This is a genomic window from Schlegelella aquatica, from assembly GCF_026013905.1.
Classification (GTDB): Bacteria; Pseudomonadota; Gammaproteobacteria; order Burkholderiales; family Burkholderiaceae_C; genus Caldimonas; species Caldimonas aquatica.
The window spans coordinates 3,327,655-3,348,564 of sequence record NZ_CP110257.1; the positions used below are offsets into that span (position 1 = coordinate 3,327,655).

At 71.0% G+C, this 20,910-nt stretch carries 21 protein-coding genes; 5 read left to right on the forward strand and 16 right to left on the reverse strand.

Features of this window, described 5'->3' with window-relative positions:
• Positions 1–9: 9 nt before the first annotated feature.
• The gene (locus OMP39_RS15245; RefSeq protein WP_264892714.1) at positions 10–1,539 is read left to right on the forward strand and encodes a SpoVR family protein; all 1,530 of its coding nucleotides are present in this window, start codon (positions 10–12) and stop codon (positions 1,537–1,539) included.
• Positions 1,540–1,571: 32 nt separating this feature from the next.
• Here OMP39_RS15245 and OMP39_RS15250 read toward each other — a convergent pair whose 3' ends face one another.
• The 3 genes from OMP39_RS15250 to OMP39_RS15260 form a co-directional block, all read right to left on the reverse strand.
• Positions 1,572–2,351, reverse strand: coding sequence for a helical backbone metal receptor (locus OMP39_RS15250; RefSeq protein ID WP_264892716.1), 780 nt, complete (start codon positions 2,349–2,351; stop codon positions 1,572–1,574).
• A 46-nt stretch (positions 2,352–2,397) separates the two neighbouring features.
• Positions 2,398–3,600 (reverse strand): zinc ribbon domain-containing protein, encoded by a 1,203-nt coding sequence (locus tag OMP39_RS15255; RefSeq protein WP_264892719.1) that lies wholly within the window; start codon positions 3,598–3,600, stop codon positions 2,398–2,400.
• Positions 3,601–3,713: 113 nt separating this feature from the next.
• Entirely contained in the window at positions 3,714–4,859 is a 1,146-nt protein-coding gene (locus tag OMP39_RS15260; RefSeq protein ID WP_264892721.1) for a zinc ribbon domain-containing protein, read from the reverse strand.
• Between the two features lie 261 nt (positions 4,860–5,120).
• On the opposite strand from OMP39_RS15260, the gene OMP39_RS15265 reads away from it, so the two are divergent.
• Positions 5,121–5,525 carry an RNA recognition motif domain-containing protein gene (locus OMP39_RS15265; protein WP_264892723.1) on the forward strand — a complete coding sequence of 135 codons (405 nt, stop codon included), beginning with the start codon at positions 5,121–5,123 and terminating at the stop codon, positions 5,523–5,525.
• Between the two features lie 80 nt (positions 5,526–5,605).
• On the opposite strand, the gene OMP39_RS15270 is transcribed toward OMP39_RS15265, so the two are convergent.
• From OMP39_RS15270 to fumC, 3 genes are read right to left on the reverse strand one after another with little or no spacing between them, the layout of a single operon-like run.
• Complete coding sequence (locus OMP39_RS15270) at positions 5,606–5,923, reverse strand: P-II family nitrogen regulator (RefSeq protein ID WP_264892725.1); 318 nt, start codon at positions 5,921–5,923, stop codon at positions 5,606–5,608.
• Between the two features lie 22 nt (positions 5,924–5,945).
• A complete protein-coding gene (locus OMP39_RS15275) occupies positions 5,946–6,878 on the reverse strand; it encodes a sodium-dependent bicarbonate transport family permease (RefSeq protein ID WP_264892727.1) in 933 nt (310 codons plus the stop codon).
• Between the two features lie 60 nt (positions 6,879–6,938).
• On the reverse strand, positions 6,939–8,333 hold the full coding sequence (gene fumC / locus OMP39_RS15280; protein WP_264892729.1) for a class II fumarate hydratase: 1,395 nt from the start codon (positions 8,331–8,333) through the stop codon (positions 6,939–6,941).
• Positions 8,334–8,494: 161 nt separating this feature from the next.
• Here fumC and OMP39_RS15285 point away from each other — a divergent pair, with 161 nt between their 5' ends.
• Entirely contained in the window at positions 8,495–8,848 is a 354-nt protein-coding gene (locus tag OMP39_RS15285) for a hypothetical protein (protein WP_264892730.1), read from the forward strand.
• Between the two features lie 17 nt (positions 8,849–8,865).
• On the opposite strand, the gene OMP39_RS15290 is transcribed toward OMP39_RS15285, so the two are convergent.
• Genes OMP39_RS15290 through OMP39_RS15310 form a run of 5 tightly spaced genes read right to left on the reverse strand, consistent with a single transcriptional unit; the run spans position 8,866 to position 13,307 of the window.
• Positions 8,866–10,155, reverse strand: a complete 1,290-nt coding sequence (locus OMP39_RS15290; protein ID WP_264892732.1) for a DUF445 domain-containing protein — start codon at positions 10,153–10,155, stop codon at positions 8,866–8,868.
• A gap of 48 nt (positions 10,156–10,203) precedes the next feature.
• A complete protein-coding gene (locus OMP39_RS15295; protein WP_264892733.1) occupies positions 10,204–10,992 on the reverse strand; it encodes an SDR family oxidoreductase in 789 nt (262 codons plus the stop codon).
• A 28-nt stretch (positions 10,993–11,020) separates the two neighbouring features.
• A complete protein-coding gene (gene lptC, locus OMP39_RS15300; protein ID WP_264892735.1) occupies positions 11,021–11,725 on the reverse strand; it encodes an LPS export ABC transporter periplasmic protein LptC in 705 nt (234 codons plus the stop codon).
• Positions 11,722–12,300: a KdsC family phosphatase gene (locus tag OMP39_RS15305; RefSeq protein WP_264892737.1), complete on the reverse strand. Its 579-nt coding sequence runs from the start codon at positions 12,298–12,300 to the stop codon at positions 11,722–11,724. Before OMP39_RS15305 ends, lptC begins: the two co-directional genes overlap by 4 nt.
• Positions 12,300–13,307 (reverse strand): KpsF/GutQ family sugar-phosphate isomerase, encoded by a 1,008-nt coding sequence (locus tag OMP39_RS15310; protein WP_280925514.1) that lies wholly within the window; start codon positions 13,305–13,307, stop codon positions 12,300–12,302. Before OMP39_RS15310 ends, OMP39_RS15305 begins: the two co-directional genes overlap by 1 nt.
• Positions 13,308–13,397: 90 nt before the next feature.
• On the opposite strand from OMP39_RS15310, the gene OMP39_RS15315 reads away from it, so the two are divergent.
• Both OMP39_RS15315 and OMP39_RS15320 read left to right on the forward strand, forming a co-directional pair.
• Entirely contained in the window at positions 13,398–15,398 is a 2,001-nt protein-coding gene (locus OMP39_RS15315; protein ID WP_264892739.1) for a monovalent cation:proton antiporter family protein, read from the forward strand.
• Between the two features lie 71 nt (positions 15,399–15,469).
• Positions 15,470–16,009, forward strand: coding sequence for an adenine phosphoribosyltransferase (locus OMP39_RS15320; protein WP_264892741.1), 540 nt, complete (start codon positions 15,470–15,472; stop codon positions 16,007–16,009).
• A gap of 103 nt (positions 16,010–16,112) precedes the next feature.
• On the opposite strand, the gene OMP39_RS15325 is transcribed toward OMP39_RS15320, so the two are convergent.
• From OMP39_RS15325 to OMP39_RS15345, 5 genes are all read right to left on the reverse strand, one after another.
• Positions 16,113–16,556 carry a cyclic nucleotide-binding domain-containing protein gene (locus tag OMP39_RS15325; protein WP_264892744.1) on the reverse strand — a complete coding sequence of 148 codons (444 nt, stop codon included), beginning with the start codon at positions 16,554–16,556 and terminating at the stop codon, positions 16,113–16,115.
• A 203-nt stretch (positions 16,557–16,759) separates the two neighbouring features.
• On the reverse strand, positions 16,760–18,166 hold the full coding sequence (gene mnmE, locus OMP39_RS15330; protein ID WP_264892746.1) for a tRNA uridine-5-carboxymethylaminomethyl(34) synthesis GTPase MnmE: 1,407 nt from the start codon (positions 18,164–18,166) through the stop codon (positions 16,760–16,762).
• Between the two features lie 163 nt (positions 18,167–18,329).
• Positions 18,330–20,006, reverse strand: a complete 1,677-nt coding sequence (gene yidC, locus OMP39_RS15335) for a membrane protein insertase YidC (RefSeq protein WP_264892748.1) — start codon at positions 20,004–20,006, stop codon at positions 18,330–18,332.
• Positions 20,003–20,341, reverse strand: a complete 339-nt coding sequence (yidD, locus tag OMP39_RS15340; RefSeq protein ID WP_264892750.1) for a membrane protein insertion efficiency factor YidD — start codon at positions 20,339–20,341, stop codon at positions 20,003–20,005. The genes yidC and yidD overlap by 4 nt, the downstream gene beginning before the upstream one ends.
• A 26-nt stretch (positions 20,342–20,367) precedes the next feature.
• Positions 20,368–20,892 (reverse strand): ribonuclease P protein component, encoded by a 525-nt coding sequence (locus OMP39_RS15345; protein ID WP_264892752.1) that lies wholly within the window; start codon positions 20,890–20,892, stop codon positions 20,368–20,370.
• Positions 20,893–20,910 lie beyond the last annotated feature (18 nt).

The following is a 20,910-nucleotide window of genomic DNA, read 5'->3' on the forward strand; positions in this document are numbered from 1 at the left end:
GGTAGTTCCATGAACGAGACCGTGCGCGAACGCGCGACCCAGCCGCTGCCCAGCCCGTCGGACTGGACGTTCGAGCTGATCGAGACGTACCACGACGCCATCGCCGAGGTGGCGCGCGAGTACAAACTCGACACCTACCCGAACCAGCTGGAGATCATCACCGCCGAGCAGATGATGGATGCCTACGCGTCGGTCGGCATGCCGGTCATCTACCGGCACTGGTCGTACGGCAAGCAGTTCATCGCCACCGAGAAGAGCTACCGCCGCGGCCACATGGGCCTGGCCTACGAGATCGTCATCAACTCCGACCCCTGCATCGCCTACCTCATGGAAGAGAACACCATGGCGATGCAGGCGCTGGTGATCGCCCACGCGGCCTACGGCCACAACAGCTTCTTCAAGGGCAACTACCTGTTCCGCATGTGGACCGACGCGTCGTCGATCATCGACTACCTGGTCTACGCGAAGAACTACATCGCCGAGTGCGAGGAGCGCCACGGCGTCGATGCAGTGGAGGACGTGCTCGACTCCTGCCATGCCCTCATGAACTACGGGGTGGACCGCTACCGGCGTCCGCAGAAGCTCTCGCTCGCCAAGGAACAGGCGCGCCGGGCCGAGCGCGAGGCCTACCTGCAGCAGCAGGTCAACGACCTGTGGCGCACCGTCCCCCGGCGCACCGACAAATCCGGCGAGGAGGAGGAAGCCGCCAAGCGCTTTCCGCCCGAGCCGCAGGAGAACCTGCTTTACTTCATCGAGAAGAACGCGCCGCTGCTGGAGCCCTGGCAGCGCGAGATCGTGCGCATCGTGCGCAAGGTGGCGCAGTACTTCTATCCGCAGCGCCAGACGCAGGTCATGAACGAGGGCTGGGCGACCTTCTGGCACTACACCTTGCTCAACACGCTCTACGACCGCGGGCTGCTGGCCGACGGCTTCATGCTGGAGTGCCTGAAGTCGCACACCAACGTGATCTTCCAGCCGCCCGTGGGGCACCCGGCCTACAGCGGCATCAACCCGTATGCGCTGGGGTTCGCGATGTTCTCCGACATCAAGCGCATCTGCGAGAGCCCCACCGAGGAAGACCGCCGCTGGTTCCCCGAGATCGCGGGCAGCGACTGGCTCACCACGCTCGACTATGCGATGCGCAACTTCAAGGACGAGAGCTTCATCGGCCAGTTCCTGAGCCCGAAGCTGATGCGCGATTTCCGCTTCTTCGCGATCCGCGACGACGAGGACGAGCCGGAGCTCGAAGTCTCCGCCATCCATGACGACAGCGGCTACCGGCACCTGCGCGAATCGCTGTCCAAGCAGTACGACCTCAACCATCGCGAGCCGAACATCCAGGTCTGGAGCGTCAATCTGCGCGGCGATCGCTCGCTCACGCTGCGTCACACCCAGCACAACGACCGCCCGCTCAACGACGACGCACAGGAAGTGCTCAAGCACGTGGCGCGGCTGTGGGGCTTCGACGTGCACCTGGAAAGCGTCGACGGCCGCGGCCGCACGCAGCGGCGCTGGACGGCGCACGCGCCCCGGCAGTAGTGACGCGGCCCTGATGCCCGCCGCACAGCGGCTCAGCGCGCCGCGAAGTCGGCGAGGTAGCGCAGCCCCCTCACCGCGCGGCTGCCGTACCAGCTCACCATCTCGGCATCGATCAGCCGCACACGGGCCGTGCTGCCCAGCGCCTGCAGGCGCGCACTCACCTCGGCCACGTGCGCCTCGGTGAAGCGATAGGGCTCGCTGCCGAGCAGCACCTCGTCCACTTGGCTCACCAGCCGCTCGTCGAACTCGAACGCCGGGTAGCGGGCCGCACCGCTCGGGCCACCCTCGACCGCCGGCCAGGTGTGCCAGCCGACGAGCGCGAGCATGCGCGAGATGTAGGTGTCGCGCGCGACCGTCATCCACGGATCGCGCCAGATCGCATAGAGCACCCGCCGCTCGGGCCAGCGCTGCGCCTCCAGCCGGTCGAGCTCGCGGTGCAGCGCCTCGCTCCACGCGGCCGCCCGCGCGCGCACCTGCCCCCAGGCGCCGAAGACCTCCGCCATCTGGGCATACAGCGCGAGGTTGTCGCGCGGATCGCAGGGATGCGTCACCACCACTTCGGGCACGAAGCGCCGCAGCGCCTCGACCGTCTCGCGGGTGTTCTCGTCCACGTTGACGACGACGTGCGTGGGCGCGAGTCGCTCCAGCTTCTCGAGCTGCACGTCCTTGGTGCCGCCGACCTTCGGGATGGTGCACACCACCTCGCGGGGATGGATGCAAAAGCCCGTGCGCGCGACGATCCAAGGCGTCAGACCGAGATCCACCAGCAACTCGGTGATCGAAGGCACGAGGCTGGCGATACGCGGCGTCATGTCAGCCTCCTCGATCCGGCCTCGCCACCCCGTACGCCCGACAGCTTCACGCCCGCGCGCCGCACGCCGCGCAGAAGCGGTCGCCTCGCGCCATCGGCGCGCCGCAGGCCCGGCAGTCCTGCCGGGCGGGCTCGTCCAGCGGCAGCAGCACGTCCACCGCCCTGCCGGGCGTCGGGGCCTGCGCCGGGGCCCTGGCCATCATGATGGTCGTCTCGAGCTGCGGCTCGGGCCCCGTCAGAATCCCGTCGCCGGCCGCGCGGCCGGCGGCGGCGCCCGCCGGCGAGCGAACCGGTGCGCCGCGCTCCGAGGGCTCGCTGCGGGGGCCGAGCCCGGGCACTTCCGGCTCCCGCCCCTCCTGCGAGAGATACACCGCGCACGCGCCTCGCAGGTAGACGAGGCTGGGCAGCACCAGACTGAGCACGAAGACCACGCCCCCGCCCACCAGGCCCGCGAGCGCGTGCGGCTGCCCCCGCAGGTCCACCCCGGCGCTGGCGAGGCTGCGCACCCCGTAGCCGAACAAGCCGGCCATCCACTGCGCGAGCGGCACCTCCGCGCCGAGGATCAGCCGGGACATCGCGGCCAGCGTCTGTCCTCCGGCCGCGATGACGAACACCACCACGGCCGCCACGAAACTCGCCAGCACGCCGACCCCGAGCATCAGCAGCAGCACTTCGAGCAGGCGGTGCCGCACGAGGCCGTACAGGCGCTGCAGCACGGACAGCGTCTCGACGCCGTCCCACACCGCCGGCGCGGCGAGCGGCACGATGACGGCCGGCAGCGCCAGCCAGGCCAGCCCAGACACCACGACCCCCGCCGGCAGCACCACGGTGTACATCAACGGGCCGAGCCAGGGCGTGCGGCACATCACCAGCACCAGGGCGAGCAACCCCAGCCCCGCCGCATAGGTGACGGCGACCAGCGCCATGACGCCGAGCAGGCGATGGGCCGTGCGCAACGACTGCCGCAGCGCCGCGGCCGCCGTGCGTCGCGGGGCCCCGCGGGCGTCGTCCATCAGCAAGATGCCGGCCGCGTTGCCGCCATAGAAGGCCACCGCGAGCATGGCGGCCCCATAGCCCCACGCGAATCCCCATCGTTCTGCGGCCACCGACTGCTGGACCATCGCCAGCAGCAGGCCCGCCGCGGCATAGGTGGCCGAGAGCATGCCCAAGGCCGGGCCATCACGAACCGCTCGCAAGCTGGCCCACAGCCCGCGCAAGGCTTCCTTCGGCAAGTGTCGGCTCACCGGCATCTGTCTGGTCCTCCCTGTGGCGTTTCGCGCGGCCCGGGGCCGCTCCACCCCGCATCTTGCCTCGTCACGAGGCGGTGGACCGGCCGCCTGCGGGACGACGCCGCGGCGCTGGGCTAGCGGAACATGGCCTCGCGCTCCTCGCGCTGGCGTTCCTTCTCCAAGAAGTCGACGCACTTCGGATGCTGTGCGTACGCGGGTTTCGAGCATTCCTGCTTGAGGCAGACGATCGCCATGAGGAAGTTCTTGCCGGCGCACGGTTCCGCCGCTGCGGCCGCGCTCGTGCGCGAGCCGTCGGCCGCAGCCGGCGGCCGTGCAGGGCCGGCGCCCTCGTCGCGCGCCGCCGTCGAGCGCGAGGGCTCGCCCCGGACGTCGCTGCGAGGCTTGGCCTCGGCAGCGGGAGCGGGCTTGGACGGCGCCTTCGCCGCCACCTTGGGGGCCGGCTTCGGGTCGGCTGGCGCGGCCGGCTTCGGCCCTGCCGGCCCCCGGGCCCCGGCCTGGCGTGGCGGCGCGGCACCCGGTGTTGCGGCGCCATCGCCCGCACCCACGCCGCGCGCCGCGCCGGCTGGCGAGGGGGCCTCGGCCACGCCCGCCGGGCCCGCCGCCGCGCCCGAGGCGGCGACGGGCACCGCCACGGGTGCCGCGGCCGTGGAGGACGGGCCCTGCGCGCCCGCCGCCACGGGCGGGGCCTCGGCACCCGACGAAGCGGGCACCGGGGCCAGCGAAGCCGAGGCGGCGGCGCTGCCGGCAGCCACCGCAGGCAGGCGGGTCGTGCGGCCGAACCACAGGGCGGCCGCCCCCAGGCACACGAGGGCTGCGATCACCAGCGCCCAACGCCCGCCGCCGCCGCTGCCCGCGGGCAGGGGCTCGCGCGAGGCCCAGACGGGCTCGGGGAGGTCCCCATCCGCTTCGGGCTGCGCCAGCCGCGCGGCCGGCGAGGTGCCGAAGCCCGCGGCCAGCGGTGCCGGCGCGGCGAGCGGGGCCGCCCCCGCAGGGGCAAGCGCAGGTACAGGTGCGGGTGCCGGTGCGGGCACAGGTGCAGGGGCAGGCGGCGCCTCGGTGGGGTCGAAATCGATGGTCCGTGGGCCGGGCCGCGCCTCGTCCAGGGCGGCCGGCACGGTGTCGGCCAGCGCGCTGGGCGGCAGTTCGTCGGCGGGCGCAGCAGCCGCGGCGCTGCCACGAGCCAGCGCAAAGCCGCAGCTGCGGCAGAACTTCGCTTCCTCCCGGTTCTCCGCCCCGCATTCGAGGCAAGACACGCTCATCACTGCTCCTCTCAGGGAAAAGTCGGGCCGCGACAGCCCGGCCCGCGGCCCGTCGGCATCATACGGCCGCCCTGCGCGGCGTCGGTTCGCGCAAGGCGGAAAGACGCCCCCCGCAATTTCCCCCACGAACAACACTTTTTCACATCGAAGCCTTCCTTTCCTGGCAGACAGCCCCATAATGGTTCTTGGAAGCGGCGCCTGGTTGAGTTGTTCGATGGGTAGAAGCTCCAAGTCTGTTTTGTGTTTGAAAGGGGCTCTCTCATGGGCAACAAGCTATACGTCGGCAACCTCGCCTATTCCGTGCGTGACGAAGAACTCGGCAGCGCGTTTTCTCAGTTCGGCACCGTCACGTCCGCCAAGGTCATGATGGACCGCGACACCGGCCGCTCCAAAGGCTTCGGCTTCGTCGAAATGGGCTCGGACGCCGAGGCCCAATCCGCCATCAACGGCATGAACGGCCAGTCGCTCGCCGGCCGCGCGATCGTCGTGAACGAAGCGCGCCCGCGTGAAGATCGTCCGGGCGGCGGTGCCGGCGGTGGCTTCCGCGGCGCCTACGGCAACGGCGGCGGTCGCGGCGGGTTCGGGGGTGGCGGTGGCGGCGGCCGCGGTGGCTTCGGCGGCGGTGGCGGCCGGGGCGGCTTCGGTGGCGGCCGCGGCGGCTACTGATCCCCCTCACCTCTCGTGTCGGCCCCACGGGGCCGGCCGGCGAAAGCGGCACGGCGCAAGCCCTGCCGCTTTTTCATTGCTCAGAACTTCTCCGGGCGCAGCACCTGCACCGCGGCGAAGAACATCGTCACCGCGTAATTGGGCGCGTACGTGTTGAGCACGTGCTCGGCGATCTGGTCGGCCACCTGCGCCTCGCAGATCACCTTCATCTCGATCGTGCGGTCGGCCTCCCACTCGCCTTCGCGCACACCCATCGCCCCTTCGCCACGCACGTCGTACACGGTGTAGCCGTGCGCTCCCAGGCGTTTGACGTCGCGCACCAGCGACTTCTCCAGCGCGGCCTCGGCGATGATCACCAGCAGCTGGCGGGCGTGTTTGGTCAGGGCCATGGTGTGCATGCCTCCTCGATGCGTCGTCGCATCATTGTGTGAGCCATCGCGCCAACCCGATGTAGAGCGGGATGCCGACGACGATGTTGAACGGGAAGGTGATGCCCAGCGCCGCGGTGATCGACAGCGCCGCGTTGGCCTCCGGCACCGCCAGGCGCATGGCCGTGGGGGCGGCGATGTAGCTCGCGCTGGCCGCCAGCGTGGCGAACACCGCCACCCCGCCGGTCGACAGCCCCAGCGCGACGCCGACGCCCGCGCCCAGGACGGCCAGCAGCGGCGGTGCGAGCACGCCCACCGCCACCACCGGCAGGCCGAACCGCCGCACTTCCGACAAGCGGCCCCCCGCGACCAAGCCCAGCTCGAGCAGGAACAGCGCCAGCACCCCCTTGAAGGGGTCGATGAACACCGCCTTGATGGGCGCCGTGCCCTCCACGCCCGCGATCGCCCCGATGATCAGCCCGCCGAGCAGCAGCAGCACGCTCTTGCCGAACAGCACCTCGTGCAGCAACGCGCCCCAGCGCACCTCCTGCAGCTTGGCGAGCCGGGCGAGCAGAATCCCCGAGACGATCCCCGGCGCCTCCATCACGGCGACCCACAGCGCCGCATGGCTCTCGTAGGGCAGGCCGGCGCGGGTCAGCGCCGCCGTGACGACGGCGAACGTGACCACGCTGACCGAGCCGTAGTGCGCGGCCAGCGAGGCGCTGTCGGGCCCGGCGAGCCGCAGCGCGCGCAGCACCGGGTACAACAGGAACGGGATGGTGAAGCTCAGCAGGATCGCAGCGCCCACCTGGGGTGCGAGCGCGGCCATGGGCTGCTTGGACAGCTCGATGCCGCCCTTCAGGCCGATGGCCAGCAGCAGGTAGATGGACAAGGTCTCGTACAGCGCCTCGGGCAGGCGCAAGTCCGAGCCGACCACGCGGGCGATCACGCCCAGCAGGAAAAAGAAGACGACGACGTCCAGCATGGGCCGCGATGCTGCCACAACTGGCTGACGCCCGCCCCCGGAGGGGGGCCGCCCCCCGACTCAGCCCGGCCGGGTCATCGCCAGCGGGTCGATCCAGCGGTCGTAGTCCTCGGCGCTGACGTAGCCCGAGGCCAGCGCCGCCTCGCGCAGCGTCAGGCCTTCCTTGTGCGCCTTCTTCGCGATCTGCGCGGCGCGGTCGTAGCCGATGTGCCGGTTGAGCGCCGTCACCAGCATCAGGTTGCGCTCCAGGTGCTCGTCGATCACGGCCTCGTTCGGCTCGATGCCCTGCGCGCAGTAGCGGTCGAACGCCCCGCACGCATCGGCCAGGAGCTCGATGCTCTCGAGCACGTTGTGCACCATCACCGGCTTGTACACGTTGAGCTGGAAGTTGCCCTGCGTGCCGGCGAAAGCGACCGCGGCATCGTTGCCGAAGACCTGCACGCACACCATCGTCAGGGCTTCGCACTGCGTGGGGTTCACCTTGCCCGGCATGATCGACGAGCCGGGTTCGTTCTCGGGGATGCGCAGCTCGCCGATGCCGCAACGCGGCCCGCTGGCCAGCCAGCGCACGTCGTTGGCCATCTTCATGAGGCCCCCGGCGAGCGTGCGCAGCGCTGCGGAGCATTGCACCAGCGCATCGTGCGCCGACAGCGCGAAGAACTTGTTCGGCGCCGAGCGGAACGGGTGGCCGGTCAGCTCGGCCAGGTGCTCGGCCGCGCGCTCGCCGAACTGCGGGTGGGCGTTGAGCCCGGTGCCCACCGCCGTGCCGCCGATCGCCAGGTCATACAGCCCGGTGAGCGAGGCCTGCACCGCATCCAGCCCGAAGTCGATCTGCGCCACCCAGCTGCCGATCTCCTGCCCCAGTGTGATGGGCGTGGCGTCCTGCAGGTGGGTGCGGCCGGTCTTCACGACGTGGTCGTAGGCCTGGGCCTTGGCGTGCAGCGTGTCGCGCAGCGCCAGCACCGCGGGGAACAGGCGCTGCTGCAGCTCCTCGACGACCGCGATGTGCATCGCCGTCGGGAAGGTGTCGTTGGACGACTGCCCGCGGTTGACGTGATCGTTCGGATGCACCGGGCTCTTGCTGCCCATCACGCCGCCGGCGATCTCGATCGCGCGGTTGGCGATCACCTCGTTGGCGTTCATGTTCGACTGGGTGCCCGACCCCGTCTGGAACACGACGAGCGGAAAGTGCGCGTCCAGCCGCCCCTCGATGACCTCGTCGGCCGCCTGCTCGATGAGCCACGCGGTCTCCTCCGGCAGCTCGCCCAACTCGGCATTGGCGCGCGCCGCCGCCTTCTTGAGCAGCCCCAGCGCGCGGATCACCGGCCGCTGCCAGCGAAAGCGCGCCACCCCGATCGGGAAGTGGTGCATCGAGCGCTGCGTCTGGGCGCCCCAGTACCGGTCGGCCGGCACCTCGATCGGGCCCATGGAATCGGTCTCGATGCGGGTATTCATCGCGTGTCGCCTCCGTGGTGTGGCATCGTCATCATCATCGCGCACCGCCCGGCCGCTGGCGCAAGGCCCGGGTGGCGACAGGGTGCCCGGCCCCCGCGCGCGGGCGACGACGGCACACCGGTTGCCCCGCCACCCGGGGCGCCCCCCGCGGGAGATCTGCCATGCCCGAACAACTCACCAAGCATCCTGAAGTGACGCTCCAGGTGCTGCGCAGCGGCGGTGCCCGCTGCGGCGAGGGGCTCGCGCCGCACATCCTCACGCAGTGCCCTGCCGAGCGGTTCTGCCAGTTGCCGGGCGGCGAGCTGTGCGTCTACGGCCTGCCCGAAGCCGCGCGGATGACGCAGATCACCGCGGCGGACTGGCGCGCGGCCCTGCCGATGTGCGCACAGCCGCCTGCCCCCCGGCCGTCGCAGGCGGGCGGGGCCGAGGTCGGCTGGGCGCTGGTGCTCGGTCTCGTTCTCGGCACCGGGATCGGCATGGCGGTGGGGCGCCGCAAGCGCCGCCCGCGGCCCTGAGCGCCCGCGGCCGGGCCTCATCCGAGCCACTGCGTCACCGCGTGGAGGATCAGGCCGACGGTGCCGCCCACCAGGGTGCCGTTGATGCGCACGAACTGGAGGTCGCGCCCGATGTTGCGTTCGAGTTCCCGCGTCATCTCGTCGGTGTTCCAAGTCTCGACGCGGCCGACGATGTAGCGCCGGATGTCCTCGCGGTAGCGCTCGATCCACGGCGGTGCGCCCTGGACGAGCTGCTGGTTGATCCATCCGCGCATCGCCTCGTCGGCCAGGAGCTTCTCGCCCAGCCGCTGCAAGGCGCCCGCCAGCCGAGCGGCCAAGCGCGAGTCGGGGCGGCCCAGGTCGTCTTGCAGCCAGGCGAGCAACTGGCCCCACAGGCCTTGCAGGTACTCCGAGAGGGCCGGGTGGCCCAGCACCTGGCGTTTCAGGTCCTCGCCCTTCAGGCGGAAATCCGGGTCGTGCTTGAGCTTGTCGACGAAATCCGCCATGAAGTCGTCGAACCGCAGCCGGATCGGATGCTGCGGGTCCTCGGCCATCTCGGCGATGAGGCGGCCCACGCCGGCCACCAGTTTCGCGGTGACGAGGTTGCCCGCCACCTGGTCCAGCCCCACGTAGCGCAGGTACCGCACCTCGGCGGCCACCTTCTCGGCCACGCGCGCCTGCAGCGCTTCATCGTCCAGCAGCCGGCCGAGCTGCCGCAACACCTCGTCGAGCACCGCCTGATGCCGGCGGTCGGCGGTGAGCACGTCCAGCAGCTCGCCGGCCAGGCGCGACACGTCCACCGCCTCCAGCCGCCGCAAGACGGTCGCGCGCAGGAACTCGCGCACCCGCTCGTCGTCGACCGCGTGCAACCCGTAGTGCGCCGCCCGGGCGGCATGGGCGGCCAGGCGCTGCGCATGCGTCGGCTCGGCGAGCCACTGCGCCAGCCGCAGGCCCGGGTCGGCCTCCCTCAGCTTCGCCAGCACCTGCTCGGTGCTGAGGAAGTTGGCGACGATGAAGTTCGCGAGGTTCTCGCCGATGCGCTGCTTGTTGGACGGGATGATCGCGGTGTGCGGGACCGGCAGTCCCAGCGGGTGGCGAAAGAGCGCGACGACCGCGAACCAGTCGGCGATGGCGCCCACCATGGCCGCCTCGGCGAAGGCGGCCAGGTAGCCCCACGCGGGGTGCCGCCCCTCGAGCGCGGTGGCCACCCCATAGACCCCCGCCGCGGCGAGCAGCAAACCGAGCGCAAGGCGCTTCATCCGGCGCAGGCCGGGCGGGTCCGCGGGCGCGGTGCGGTCGAAATCCGGGGCGGTCGGCGGTGTGGGCATCGGCGCTATTGTTCCGCGGGCCCCGGCCCCGGGCGGTTGGCGTTTGTGTCACTGCCCCCGGCGCTTCTTGCGCCCCCGGCCGGCCAGCAAGCGGTCGAAGACGGGGTTGGGCAACACGCGCAGCAGCTTCGCGACGACCGCCATCTGCCACGGGATGACGCGGTAGCTCGCGCCGGCCTCGATGGCCCGGAACGCCCGCTCGGCGAACTGCGCCGGCGACATCAGGAACGGCATCTTGTAAGGGTTGCCGCGCGTCAGCGGCGTATCGACGTAGCCGGGCAGCAGCGTCACCACCTTCACGCCGTGGGGCCGCAACTCGCCCCGCAGGCTCTCGCAGTAGCTCACCACGGCCGCCTTGCTGCCGCAATAGGCCCCGTGACCGGGCAAGCCGCGGATGGCGGCGACGCTGGCGATGCCCACCAAGGTGCCCCGGCGCGCCTCGCTCATGGGCCGCACGAAGGGATGGAAGGTCGCGGCCAGGCCGACGTTGTTCGTCTCGAACGTCAGCCGGACCACGTCCAGGTCCTCGTACTCGGCGGTGTCCACGCCGATGCTGATGCCTGCGTTGGCGATCACCACCGCGGGCAGACCTTGCTGCGCGAGGCACTGGCGGCCCGCCCCGACGATGCCGCCGATGTCGCGCACGTCGGCGGCATACGCAGCCCAGCGGGCCCGCTCGTAGCCCTGCGACACGCACCACGCCTCGATTTCGGCGGCACGCCGGGCCACGAGCGCGAGCCGCCAGCCGGCGCGGTAGTAGCGCGCCGCCAGCGCCTGGCCGATGCCGCTGGAGGCCCCGGTGATGTAGACGAGCGGTGAGGCGTCGGGCGCGTTCATCGTCGAGCGGCGAGCGCGGACATGAGCCTCAGCGAGCGTCGGGGCCTTCGCCCGAGGCGGCGCCCTGCGCGGGCAGCGTGCCCCGCACCTGGCCTCGCAGCTCGAGCACCCGCTGCATGTTGTCGTAGCGCAGGCTGTTGCCGTGTACCACCATGTCGCCCATGCGCAGTGTCACCGGCAGGTGGGAGACGACGCGCTCCTCGCGCATGTACAGGTGCAGGAACTCACCGCGGAACTCGAGCCGCCGGTTCTGCACCACGTCCTGCGGGCCGCCGGCCTCGCGCACCACCTGGGCGCCGCCGAAGAGCTGCACCTCGCTGCCGTCGCCGTGGGCCAGCCCCCGCTGGGCCACCGCATGCACCAGGCGCCCTTCCCGATCCACGTGACGCAGCCGCAGCTCGTCGATCTCCAGCGTGTCGGTGTCGGGGTAGTGACGCAACTCGCGCCCTTCGAGGAAGGTGCTGGGCCGCCCCTCGGTGTCGAAGCGCTGCACGGTGAAGCGGCTCATCGTGTAGTCGGGCTCGTGGCGCGGCGGCCGAGCCGCGCGCGGCTCGTCGGGCACCGGCGTGTTCTTCACGAGCCACCAGGTGGCCCCGGCGAGCGCCGCCATGAGCAGCAGCGGCAAATAGCCCATCGCCGCATCGAACCACATCCGCAGCCGGTGGGGCCCGGGCACGGCCGGGCGGGCGGGCACCGGCGGCAGGCTCGCGGGGCGGGTCGCAGGAGGTGTCATCCCTGACGCCCGTCGTCCAGCGTGCGCATCTGCGTGGCCAGCAACTCGGCGTAGCGGCCCTGGGCCATCAGCAGCAGATCGCAGAACTCGCGCGCCGCGCCATAGCCGCCGGGCGCGCGCGTCACGTGGTCGGCCGCCGCGCACGCCTCGGGGTGCGCCCCCTGCGGCGCGCACGAGAAGCCGGCGCGCGCCATCAACGGCAGGTCGGGCCAGTCGTCGCCGATCACCGCGAGCTCGCGCCAACCGAGCCCCAGCTCGCGCAGCAGCGCCTCGCCAGCCGCGAGCTTGTCGTGCACCCCGTAGCGCGCATGCACCAGGCCCAGGTCGGCCACGCGCTTGCGCACCGCGGGCGAGTCGCGGCCGGTCACCACCACCGGCTCGATGCCGCCCAGCTTGAGCAGCTTGAGCCCATGGCCGTCGAGCGTGCTGAAGGCCTTGACCGTCTCGCCATGCTCGCCGATGTAGATACGCCCATCGGTCAGCACGCCGTCCACGTCGAAGACCGCCACGCGCACGCCCTGGGCCTTGAGCAGCAGCTCGGGCGGGAACGAGAGCGTCGGCCGGATCTCGCGCATCAGATCACCTTCGCGCGCATCAGGTCGTGCGTGTTGAGCGCACCCACCAGGCGGCCGGCGGCATCGACCACCAGCACCGAGGTGATGCGCGCCTCTTCCATCAGGTCGGCCGCTTCCACGGCCAGTTCGTCCTCGCGCACGAGCTTCGGCTGGCGCGTCATCACCTGCTCGGCCGTCATCGTGCGCAGGTCCGCGCCCTTCTCGATCCAGCGGCGCAGGTCGCCGTCGGTGAAGATGCCCAGCACCCGGCCGTCGTCGTCCACCACCGCCGTCGCGCCCAGGCCCTTGGCCGACATCTCGCGCATCATCTCGGTGAAGCTGGTGCCCGGCGCCACGCGCGGCACCAGGGGCCCGCTGCGCATCACGTCGCGCACGTGGGTGAGCAGCTTGCGGCCCAGTGCGCCGCCCGGGTGCGAGCGCGCGAAGTCCTCTTCCTTGAAGCCGCGCGCATCGAGCAGCGCCACGGCAAGCGCATCGCCGAGCGCGAGCTGCGCGGTGGTGCTGGCCGTGGGCGCCAGGTTGAGCGGGCAGGCCTCCTTAGGCACCGAGGTGTCGAGCACGATGTCGGCATGGCGCGCGAGCGTGGACTCGCGCCGGCCCGTCATCGCCACCAGCGGAATGAACAGCCGCTTGAGCACGGGCAAGATGGCGGTCAGCTCATCGCTCTCACCGGAGTTGGAGATCGCGAGCACCAGGTCCTGCGGCGTGATCATGCCCAGGTCGCCATGGCTCGCCTCGGCCGGATGGACGAACATCGCCGGCGTGCCGGTGGAGGCGAGCGTCGCAGCGATCTTGCGGCCCACGTGGCCGCTCTTGCCCATGCCGGTGACGACCACGCGCCCCGCGCATCGCAACACCGCCTGCACGGCCTGCGCGAACTCCCCGCCCAGCCGCGCCCTCAGGCCCTGAAGCGCCTGCGATTCGATCTCCAGCGTCTGGCGCGCCAGCTCGACGGCGCGTGCGGGATCGAAGCCGGCAGGCACAGGCAAGGATGTGCGGTCGGACACCACGTGGAACCTCTCGTTTAGGATGCGTCCATTCTAGGGAAGGTCGCCCGACCGGCCTCGCGGCGGGACCACCCCGTCCTTCGCCCGTTCATGGCCACCACACTCGAGATCGTTCTGCTCTACCTGCTCGCCGCCGTGCTCGGCGTCGTCGCCTGCCGCAGCCTGAAGCTGCCGCCCATGCTGGGGTACCTGGCGGTGGGCATCGTCATCGGCCCCAATGCGCTCGCCTTGGCGGGCGAATCGGCCAATGTCCACTACCTCGCCGAGTTCGGCGTGGTGTTCCTGATGTTCGTGATCGGGCTGGAGTTCAACCTGCCCAAGCTCAAGAGCATGCGCAAGCTGGTCTTCGGGCTCGGGTTGAGCCAGGTCGTGATCACCATGGCCGGCGCGGTGGTGGGCCACTTCATGCTGGCATGGCTGTTCCACCGGCTCGGCCGGCCGTGGGAGCTCAGCTGGCAAGGCGCGGTGGTGCTGGGCAGCGCCATGGCGATGTCGAGCACGGCCATCGTCGGCAAGCTGCTGGCCGAACGGCTCGAGCTCGAAAGCGAGCACGGCCGGCGCGTGATGGGCGTGCTGCTGTTCCAGGACTTGGCCGTCGTGCCGCTCTTGGTGCTGATCCCCGCGCTTTCGCACGGCGCCGAGGACATGGCGCGCCCGCTGGCGTTCGCGTTGCTGAAAGCGGCGCTCCTGCTCGCCGTGCTGCTGGTCGGCGGTCAGCGCGTGGTGCGCTGGTGGCTCACGCTGGTCGCGCGCCGCAAGAGCGAAGAGCTGTTCGTGCTCAACCTGCTGCTGATGACCCTGGGGCTGGCCTGGCTCACCGAGCACGCGGGCCTGTCGCTGGCGCTCGGCGCGTTCCTGGCCGGCATGCTGATCGCCGAGACGGAATACAAGCACCAGGTCGAGACCGACATCCGCCCCTTCCACGACGTGCTGCTCGGGCTCTTTTTCATCACCATCGGCATGAAGCTGGACGCCCGGCCGCTGGTGGAGCATTGGCTGCTGGTGCTCGTGCTCACGACGCTGCCGGTGTTGGCCAAGTTCGTGCTTGTCGCCGGGCTGGCGCGCCTGTTCGGTGCCGCGCCGGGCGTGGCGCTGCGCACGGGCCTCTATCTCGCCCAGGCCGGCGAGTTCGGCTTCGTGCTGCTCACGCTCGGGGCCGGCGGGCAGCTCATCGACCCGCGCTGGGTCAGCCCGGTGCTCGCCAGCATGGTGCTGTCGATGCTCGCCACACCGTTCATCATCCAGTACAGCAACCAGATCGTGATGCGGCTGTCGGCCTCCGACTGGCTGATGCAGTCGGTGCAGCTGACCAGCATCGCCAAGCGCTCGATCAAGACCGAGGCGCACGTGATCATCTGCGGCTACGGTCGCAGCGGCCAGAACCTCGCGCGCCTGCTCGAGGCCGAACACATCCCCTACATGGCGCTGGACCTCGATCCCGACCGCGTGCGCCAGGCGGCCGCGGCCGGCCAAAGCGTGGTGTTCGGCGATGCGGCGCGCCTGCAAAGCCTGATGGCCGCCGGCCTGGCGCGCGCGAGCGCCGTGGTCGTCACCTACCACGACACGCCCTCGGCGCTGAAGATCCTGCAACTGGTGCACGAGCATGCCCCGCGCGTGCCGGTGATCGTGCGCACGATCGACGACGCCGACCTCGAGAAGCTGCGCGCCGCCGGTGCGACCGAGGTGGTGCCCGAGGCGATCGAAGGCTCGCTGATGCTCGCCTCCCATGCCCTCGCATTGGTCGGCGTGCCGATGCGACGCGTCATCCGCCTCGTGCAGCAGCAGCGCGAGGCGCGCTACGGCCTGCTGCGCGGGTACTTCCACGGCGCCGACGACGTGAGCGGCGACGAGGCGCAGCACGAGCGGCTGCAATCCGTCACCCTGCCCGCCGGCTCGCCCTGGTGCGGGCGACGCCTGATCGACGTGGCCCTGCACGCGATGGGCGTGTCGGTGCTGTCGGTGCGGCGCGCCCAAGGCGGCGGCGTGGTCAAACCCCACGACGAGCTGCTGCTGGGGCCCGGCGACACGCTGGTGCTGTGCGGCCTGCCCGAGCCCCTGGCCCTCGCCGAAGAAAAGCTGCTGTCGGGCTGAGGAGCCGACCGGTACCCGGCGGCGAGGCCTCACAATAGCGCCTCGGCCGTCCTCCCGCCGTTGCCCTTGCCATGGACACCTCCGCCTACATCAAGAGCCACATCCGCACCGTGCCCGACTGGCCCTCGCCGGGGGTGCAGTTCCGCGACATCACGCCGCTGCTGCAAAACCCCAAGGTCTTCCGTGTGCTGATCGACCAGTTCGTGCACCGCTACTTCGATGTCAAGCCCGACGTCATCGCGGGCCTGGATGCGCGCGGCTTCATCATCGGCGCCGTGCTCGCCTACGAACTCAACGTCGGCTTCGTGCCGATCCGCAAGAAGGGCAAGCTGCCGTTCACCACGGTGGCCGAAACCTACGAGCTCGAGTACGGCTCGGCGACGGTGGAACTGCACACCGATGCCGTCAAGCCCGGCGACCGCGTGGTGCTGATCGACGACCTGATCGCCACCGGCGGTACGATGATGGCCGGCAAGCGCCTGCTGGAGCGCCTGGGCGCCACGGTGATCGAAGGCGCGGCCATTGTCGAGCTGCCCGAACTGGGCGGCGCCGACAAGCTGCGCGCCGCAGGCCTGCCGCTGTTCACGCTGGTGTCGTTCGACGGGCATTGAAAGCCGCGCGGGCGCCCGCCGGGGCGCATCTCGACCCGCGCGGTCGATGCCTTGCCTTCCAGGGAGGCGACAGCCCGGCCTGGACGGCCGAGGAGCGCGGGCCTCAACGCGCCTGGCGCACCGCCATCACGGCCGCGGCCGCGCGCGCCACTTCGAGCGCGATGCCCGGCACGCGCACGCCCAGTTCCTCGAAGCGGGGCAGCCGCAGCGCCCACAGCACGCCGGCCGTCATCGCTTCCACGTTGGCGCCGCGCGGCACGTCGGCGAACAGCGCGGGCTCGCCCACCACCGCGCCCGGCCGCAGGATGGCGACCTTGCTCGTGCCCGGCGCGCCGCCGCTCGCATACACCTGGTAGGTGCCCTGCGCCAGCAGGTACATCGCGCGGTCACCGCGGTCGCCCTGCTTGATGATCAAGTCCCCCGGCCGCACGTCGTGCCGGGTGAGGTACTGCGACAAGGTCTGCCACTGCCCCGCGTCCAGGCGGGGCCGAAACGCATCTTCGGCATTGAGCGACTGCACCGCCTGCACGAGCTGGTTGAAATCCATCGAGCTTCCCCGCAGCGTTCCCTGTTGGTGTGTGATGAGGCGCCGACCGGCTCGGCCATTGCGCGGCGCAGCGCACAAAGTGCTCCGCCAGGGGATTATGTGGCGCGTACCAAGCGTCCCACAATGGCACGAACAGGGGGGTTTGCCGCTCGTCGCCTCTGCGCTGCCCTTCGTCGGTGCGCTGCAAATCCTGGTGTCGATGTTTACTTGCCGATACAGAAGCGGCTGAAGATCTCGCCGAGCAGGTCGTCAGCGGTGAAGCTACCGGTGATCTCGCCGAGCGCCTCGTGCGCGAGCCGCAGTTCCTCGGCGAGGAGGTCGAGCGCCTGGTCGGCGCACGCGGCATGCTGGTCGGCGAGGGCCAGGTGCTCGGCCGCGCGGCGCAGCGCCTGCAAGTGCCGCTCGCGCGCCATGTAGACGCCCTCCGGCTGCGCATGCCAGCCCGCCAGCTCCAGCAGCAGCGCGCGCAAGGCCTCCAGCCCTTCGCCGGTGCGCGCGGAGAGGGCGACGTACCGCTCGCCCTCGCGAGCCGCCGGCCGGGCACCCGGCCGGGCGTCGCACTTGTTGTACACGTGCACGATCTTCGGCCCCGCCGGCAGGCGCCGGGCGATCTCGCGCTCCCCCGCGTCGTACTCGGGCTCGCCCAGGCGCGTGAGGTCGTGCAGGAACAGCACCGCGTCGGCCGCCTCGATCTCGGCCCAACTGCGCGCGATGCCGATGCGCTCGACCTCGTCGGTCGCTTCGCGCAGGCCGGCGGTGTCGATCACGTGCAGCGGCACGCCCTCGATCTGGATCGTCTCGCTCACCTTGTCGCGCGTGGTGCCCGGGATCGGCGTGACGATGGCCAGCTCCGCCCCGGCCAGCGCGTTGAGCAGCGAGCTCTTGCCCACATTGGGCTGGCCGGCCAGCACCACCTGGATGCCCTCTCGCAGCAGCTGGCCCTGGTGGGCGCGGTCCATCACCGCGGCGAGCGTCTCGCGCAGCCGGGCCAGCCGGCCGCGCGCATCGGCCTTCTCGAGGAAGTCGATCTCCTCCTCCGGAAAGTCGAGCGTCGCCTCCACCAGCATGCGCAGCTGCACCATCTGCTCGCGCAGCGACTCCACCTCCTTCGAGAACGCCCCGGCCAGCGAGCGGCTGGCCGAGCGCGCCGCGGCCTCGGTGCTGGCGTCGATCAGGTCGCCGACCGCCTCGGCCTGCGCGAGATCGAGCTTGTCGTTGAGGAAGGCCCTTTGCGTGAACTCGCCCGGCTCGGCCAGCCGCAGACCGGGCAGCACGGGCCGGCCGGCCTCGCCCGGCTGCGTGGCCACCTCCAGACAGCGCGCGAGCAGCAGCTTGAGCACCACCGGCCCGCCGTGCGCCTGCAGCTCCAGCACATCCTCGCCGGTGTACGAATGCGGCGCGGGGAAGTAGATCGCGAGCCCCTGGTCGATCGGCTGGCCCTGCGCGTCGGGGAACGGCAGGTAGGTGGCGTGCCGCGGCGAGAGCGCGCGGCCGAAGAAGGCCCGCACGAAGGCGGACAGGTCGCGCCCCGACAGGCGCACGATGCCCACCGCCCCGCGCCCCGGCGCGGTGGCGATGGCGACGATGGGATCCTGCTGGCGAGCGAGCATGGCGCCATTGTCGCGGCATTCGCCGGCCGGCTCGCGGCGCGCCCACGAGCGTCTCTTTCAAGCGCCCAGCATCGCCGGCTCAAGGTCGACGGCGCCATGCAAAACGCCCCGGGGGCCGGGCCCGCGGGGCGTTGCGTTCAGGCACTCGGTGCGTGCCTGGCGTTCACTTCACGCCGAGCTGCCGGTTGATGAACCACTGCTGCGCGATCGACAGGATGTTGTTCGTCAGCCAGTACAGCACGAGGCCGGCCGGGAAGAAGAAGAACATCACCGAGAACACGAGCGGCATGATCCACATCATCTTCGCCTGCACCGGGTCCGGCGGCGTCGGGTTGAGCCAGGTCTGCAGCAGCGTCGAGGCCGTCATCAGCAGCGGCAGGATGTAGTACGGGTCCTTGACCGACAGGTCGGTGATCCAGCCGATCCACGGCGCATTGCGCATCTCGACCGAAGACAGCAACACCCAGTACAGCGCGATGAACACCGGGATCTGGATCAGGATGGGCAGGCAGCCGCCCATCGGATTGACCTTCTCCTCGCGGTAGATGCGCATCATCTCCTGCTGCATCTGCTGCGGCTTGTCCTTGTAGCGCTCGCGCAGCTCCTGCACGCGCGGCGCGATCGCCTTCATCTTGGCCATCGAGCGGTAGGCGCTCGCGTTGAGCCAGTAGAACGCGATCTTGAGCAGCACCACCAGCGCGACGATCGCCCAGCCCCAGTTGCCCAGCACGCCGTAGAGCTTGTCGAGCAGCCAGAACAGCGGCTTGGACAGGATGGTGAACCAGCCGTAGTCCTTCACGAGGTCCAGGCCCGGAGCCAGCGCCTCGAGCTTCTTTTCCTCCTGCGGGCCGATGTAGAGCGTCGTGTCCACGGCCTTCGTCGCCCCGGGCGCCACCGCGTCCAGCGGCTGCACCATCGCGATCGAATAGAGGTTGTCGGCCACCTTCGCCGTGCGGAACTCGCGCGGCTGCGGCTGGGTGTTCAACCAGGCCGACACGAAGTAGTGCTGCACCATCGCCACCCAGCCGTCGTTTGCCGGCGGGGCGGTCTCGGCGCTGCCCTTGGCGATGTCCTTGAAGTCGATCTTGTGGAACTTCTTGGCGTCCGTATAGAGCGCCGGGCCGGTGAAGGTGTAGTAGAAGCTCGACTCGCCCGGAGGCGGGTTGCCGTCGCGCACCAATTGCAGGTACAGCTGCGGCTCGCGCGGCTCGCTGCCGACGTTGACCACCTCATGGCGCACGTCGATCGCGTAGGTGCCGCGCTTGAGCGTGTAGGTCTTGCGGTACTTCAGGCCGTTGACCTCCGGCGACTCCAACGTGACGGTGAGCGCCTCGCGCCCTTCGGGCAGCGTGCGCTCGCCGGGCAGCGGCGTCATCACCGTGAAGTGGTTCGGGAACGCGCCGCCGTTGTCGACCCGGTTGATCAGCCCGCTTTGCGCGAGGTACACCCGTTCGGCCGACTGATCCAGCAGCACGACGTTCTTCGCGCGGTCCTGCTGGTCCTCGTACTTGAGCAGCTCGGCGCGCGTGATCGTGCCGCCCTGCGTGTCGATGGTCAGCTCCAGCACGTCGGTGCGCACGGTGAACTTCTGCGATGCGGTGGGGGCTGCGGCCTGGGTGGAGATGGCCGAGGCCCCGGCCGGGCCCGAGCCCGTCGCGGCGGCCGGGGCGGGCAACGCGGCCGATGCTGGCGCACCGCCGGCCGGCGCGGAGGCGCTGGAGGTGGCCGGCGGCGGCGAGAAGAACGACGGCCGGCCGGTGTGCTTGTTCCAGGCGTCCCACAGCAGGACGAGGGACATCGAGAACACCACCCACAGGATGGTGCGGCGCATATCGGTCATGGAGACGACTCGCTGTTGGAGGAGGTGGAAGCAGGAGGCGAGGGGGACGGGCTCGACGAACCCGCCCGCACGAGACGTGTGAACAGCCCGGGCGGCCCGCCCGGGCGCTGCAGACGGGGCGCGTCGGCGGGCACCGGATCGGCACCGCCCTCGCACCACGGGTGGCAGCGCAGCAGGCGGCGCGCCGCGAGGTAGCTGCCCGCCAGCGATCCGTGGCGCTCCAGCGCCTCGATCGCATACACCGAGCAGGTGGGATGGAAACGGCAGCCCGCGCCGACCCAGGCGCTGAAGAACAGGCGGTAGCCGCGAATCAGCAGGATCAGTGCGCGCTTCATCGCCAGCCCTCGATCGGCCCGAGCCTTCAGCGCACCGGCGGGCGGCCCGGACCGGACCGCGCGAGCCGCGCCAAGGCTTGCGCGAGCAGCGCGTCGAGCTCGCCGCGCACGGCGCGCTTGAGCGCGTCGGAGGCGGCGCTCGGAAACTGCCGTGTGTCGAACGACGCGCGCAGCCGCACCACCCAGTCGCCCGCGGGCACCGGGGAAGGCAGTCGGTCGAAGGCGGCGAACACCTGACGCTTGAGCAAGGACCGGGTCACCGAGCGACGCGCCCAGCGCTTGGGCAGGACCACACCCACGCGGGCCGGCCCGAGGCCCGGCGCTTCACCGCGCGGCGAGGTACGACCGCGATCCACAACTGGGGCCGTGGACGTGGCTGGGGCTGTTGACAACTCGGCCTTTTCCTGACTTGACGAACCCGCCGAAGGCGCGCAACCCGCCGCAGCGGGCGGCAGATGGTGCACGACGAAGTGGGCGCTGCGGGCCACGACGGCCGCGGCCCCTGCGCCGAGCACCCGTTCGAAGTCGGCCCTGTGCTGGAGCCGCTGCACACCCCGACCCGGCCTAGC

Excerpts from the sequence above, each read along its gene's own strand:
- OMP39_RS15255 (WP_264892719.1), bottom strand. The coding sequence starts at position 3,600 with ATGCCGGTGAGCCGACACTTGCCGAAGGAAGCCTTGCGCGGGCTGTGG.
- fumC (WP_264892729.1), bottom strand. The coding sequence starts at position 8,333 with ATGAATACCCGCATCGAGACCGATTCCATGGGCCCGATCGAGGTGCCG.
- OMP39_RS15275 (WP_264892727.1), bottom strand. The coding sequence starts at position 6,878 with ATGCTGGACGTCGTCGTCTTCTTTTTCCTGCTGGGCGTGATCGCCCGC.
- OMP39_RS15270 (WP_264892725.1), bottom strand. The coding sequence starts at position 5,923 with ATGCACACCATGGCCCTGACCAAACACGCCCGCCAGCTGCTGGTGATC.
- OMP39_RS15260 (WP_264892721.1), bottom strand. The coding sequence starts at position 4,859 with ATGAGCGTGTCTTGCCTCGAATGCGGGGCGGAGAACCGGGAGGAAGCG.
- OMP39_RS15285 (WP_264892730.1), top strand. The coding sequence starts at position 8,495 with ATGCCCGAACAACTCACCAAGCATCCTGAAGTGACGCTCCAGGTGCTG.
- yidC (WP_264892748.1), bottom strand. The coding sequence starts at position 20,006 with ATGACCGATATGCGCCGCACCATCCTGTGGGTGGTGTTCTCGATGTCC.
- OMP39_RS15250 (WP_264892716.1), bottom strand. The coding sequence starts at position 2,351 with ATGACGCCGCGTATCGCCAGCCTCGTGCCTTCGATCACCGAGTTGCTG.
- OMP39_RS15320 (WP_264892741.1), top strand. The coding sequence starts at position 15,470 with ATGGACACCTCCGCCTACATCAAGAGCCACATCCGCACCGTGCCCGAC.
- mnmE (WP_264892746.1), bottom strand. The coding sequence starts at position 18,166 with ATGCTCGCTCGCCAGCAGGATCCCATCGTCGCCATCGCCACCGCGCCG.
- OMP39_RS15265 (WP_264892723.1), top strand. The coding sequence starts at position 5,121 with ATGGGCAACAAGCTATACGTCGGCAACCTCGCCTATTCCGTGCGTGAC.
- yidD (WP_264892750.1), bottom strand. The coding sequence starts at position 20,341 with ATGAAGCGCGCACTGATCCTGCTGATTCGCGGCTACCGCCTGTTCTTC.
- OMP39_RS15290 (WP_264892732.1), bottom strand. The coding sequence starts at position 10,155 with ATGCCCACACCGCCGACCGCCCCGGATTTCGACCGCACCGCGCCCGCG.
- OMP39_RS15245 (WP_264892714.1), top strand. The coding sequence starts at position 10 with ATGAACGAGACCGTGCGCGAACGCGCGACCCAGCCGCTGCCCAGCCCG.
- lptC (WP_264892735.1), bottom strand. The coding sequence starts at position 11,725 with ATGACACCTCCTGCGACCCGCCCCGCGAGCCTGCCGCCGGTGCCCGCC.
- OMP39_RS15295 (WP_264892733.1), bottom strand. The coding sequence starts at position 10,992 with ATGAACGCGCCCGACGCCTCACCGCTCGTCTACATCACCGGGGCCTCC.
- OMP39_RS15325 (WP_264892744.1), bottom strand. The coding sequence starts at position 16,556 with ATGGATTTCAACCAGCTCGTGCAGGCGGTGCAGTCGCTCAATGCCGAA.
- OMP39_RS15315 (WP_264892739.1), top strand. The coding sequence starts at position 13,398 with ATGGCCACCACACTCGAGATCGTTCTGCTCTACCTGCTCGCCGCCGTG.
- OMP39_RS15305 (WP_264892737.1), bottom strand. The coding sequence starts at position 12,300 with ATGCGCGAGATCCGGCCGACGCTCTCGTTCCCGCCCGAGCTGCTGCTC.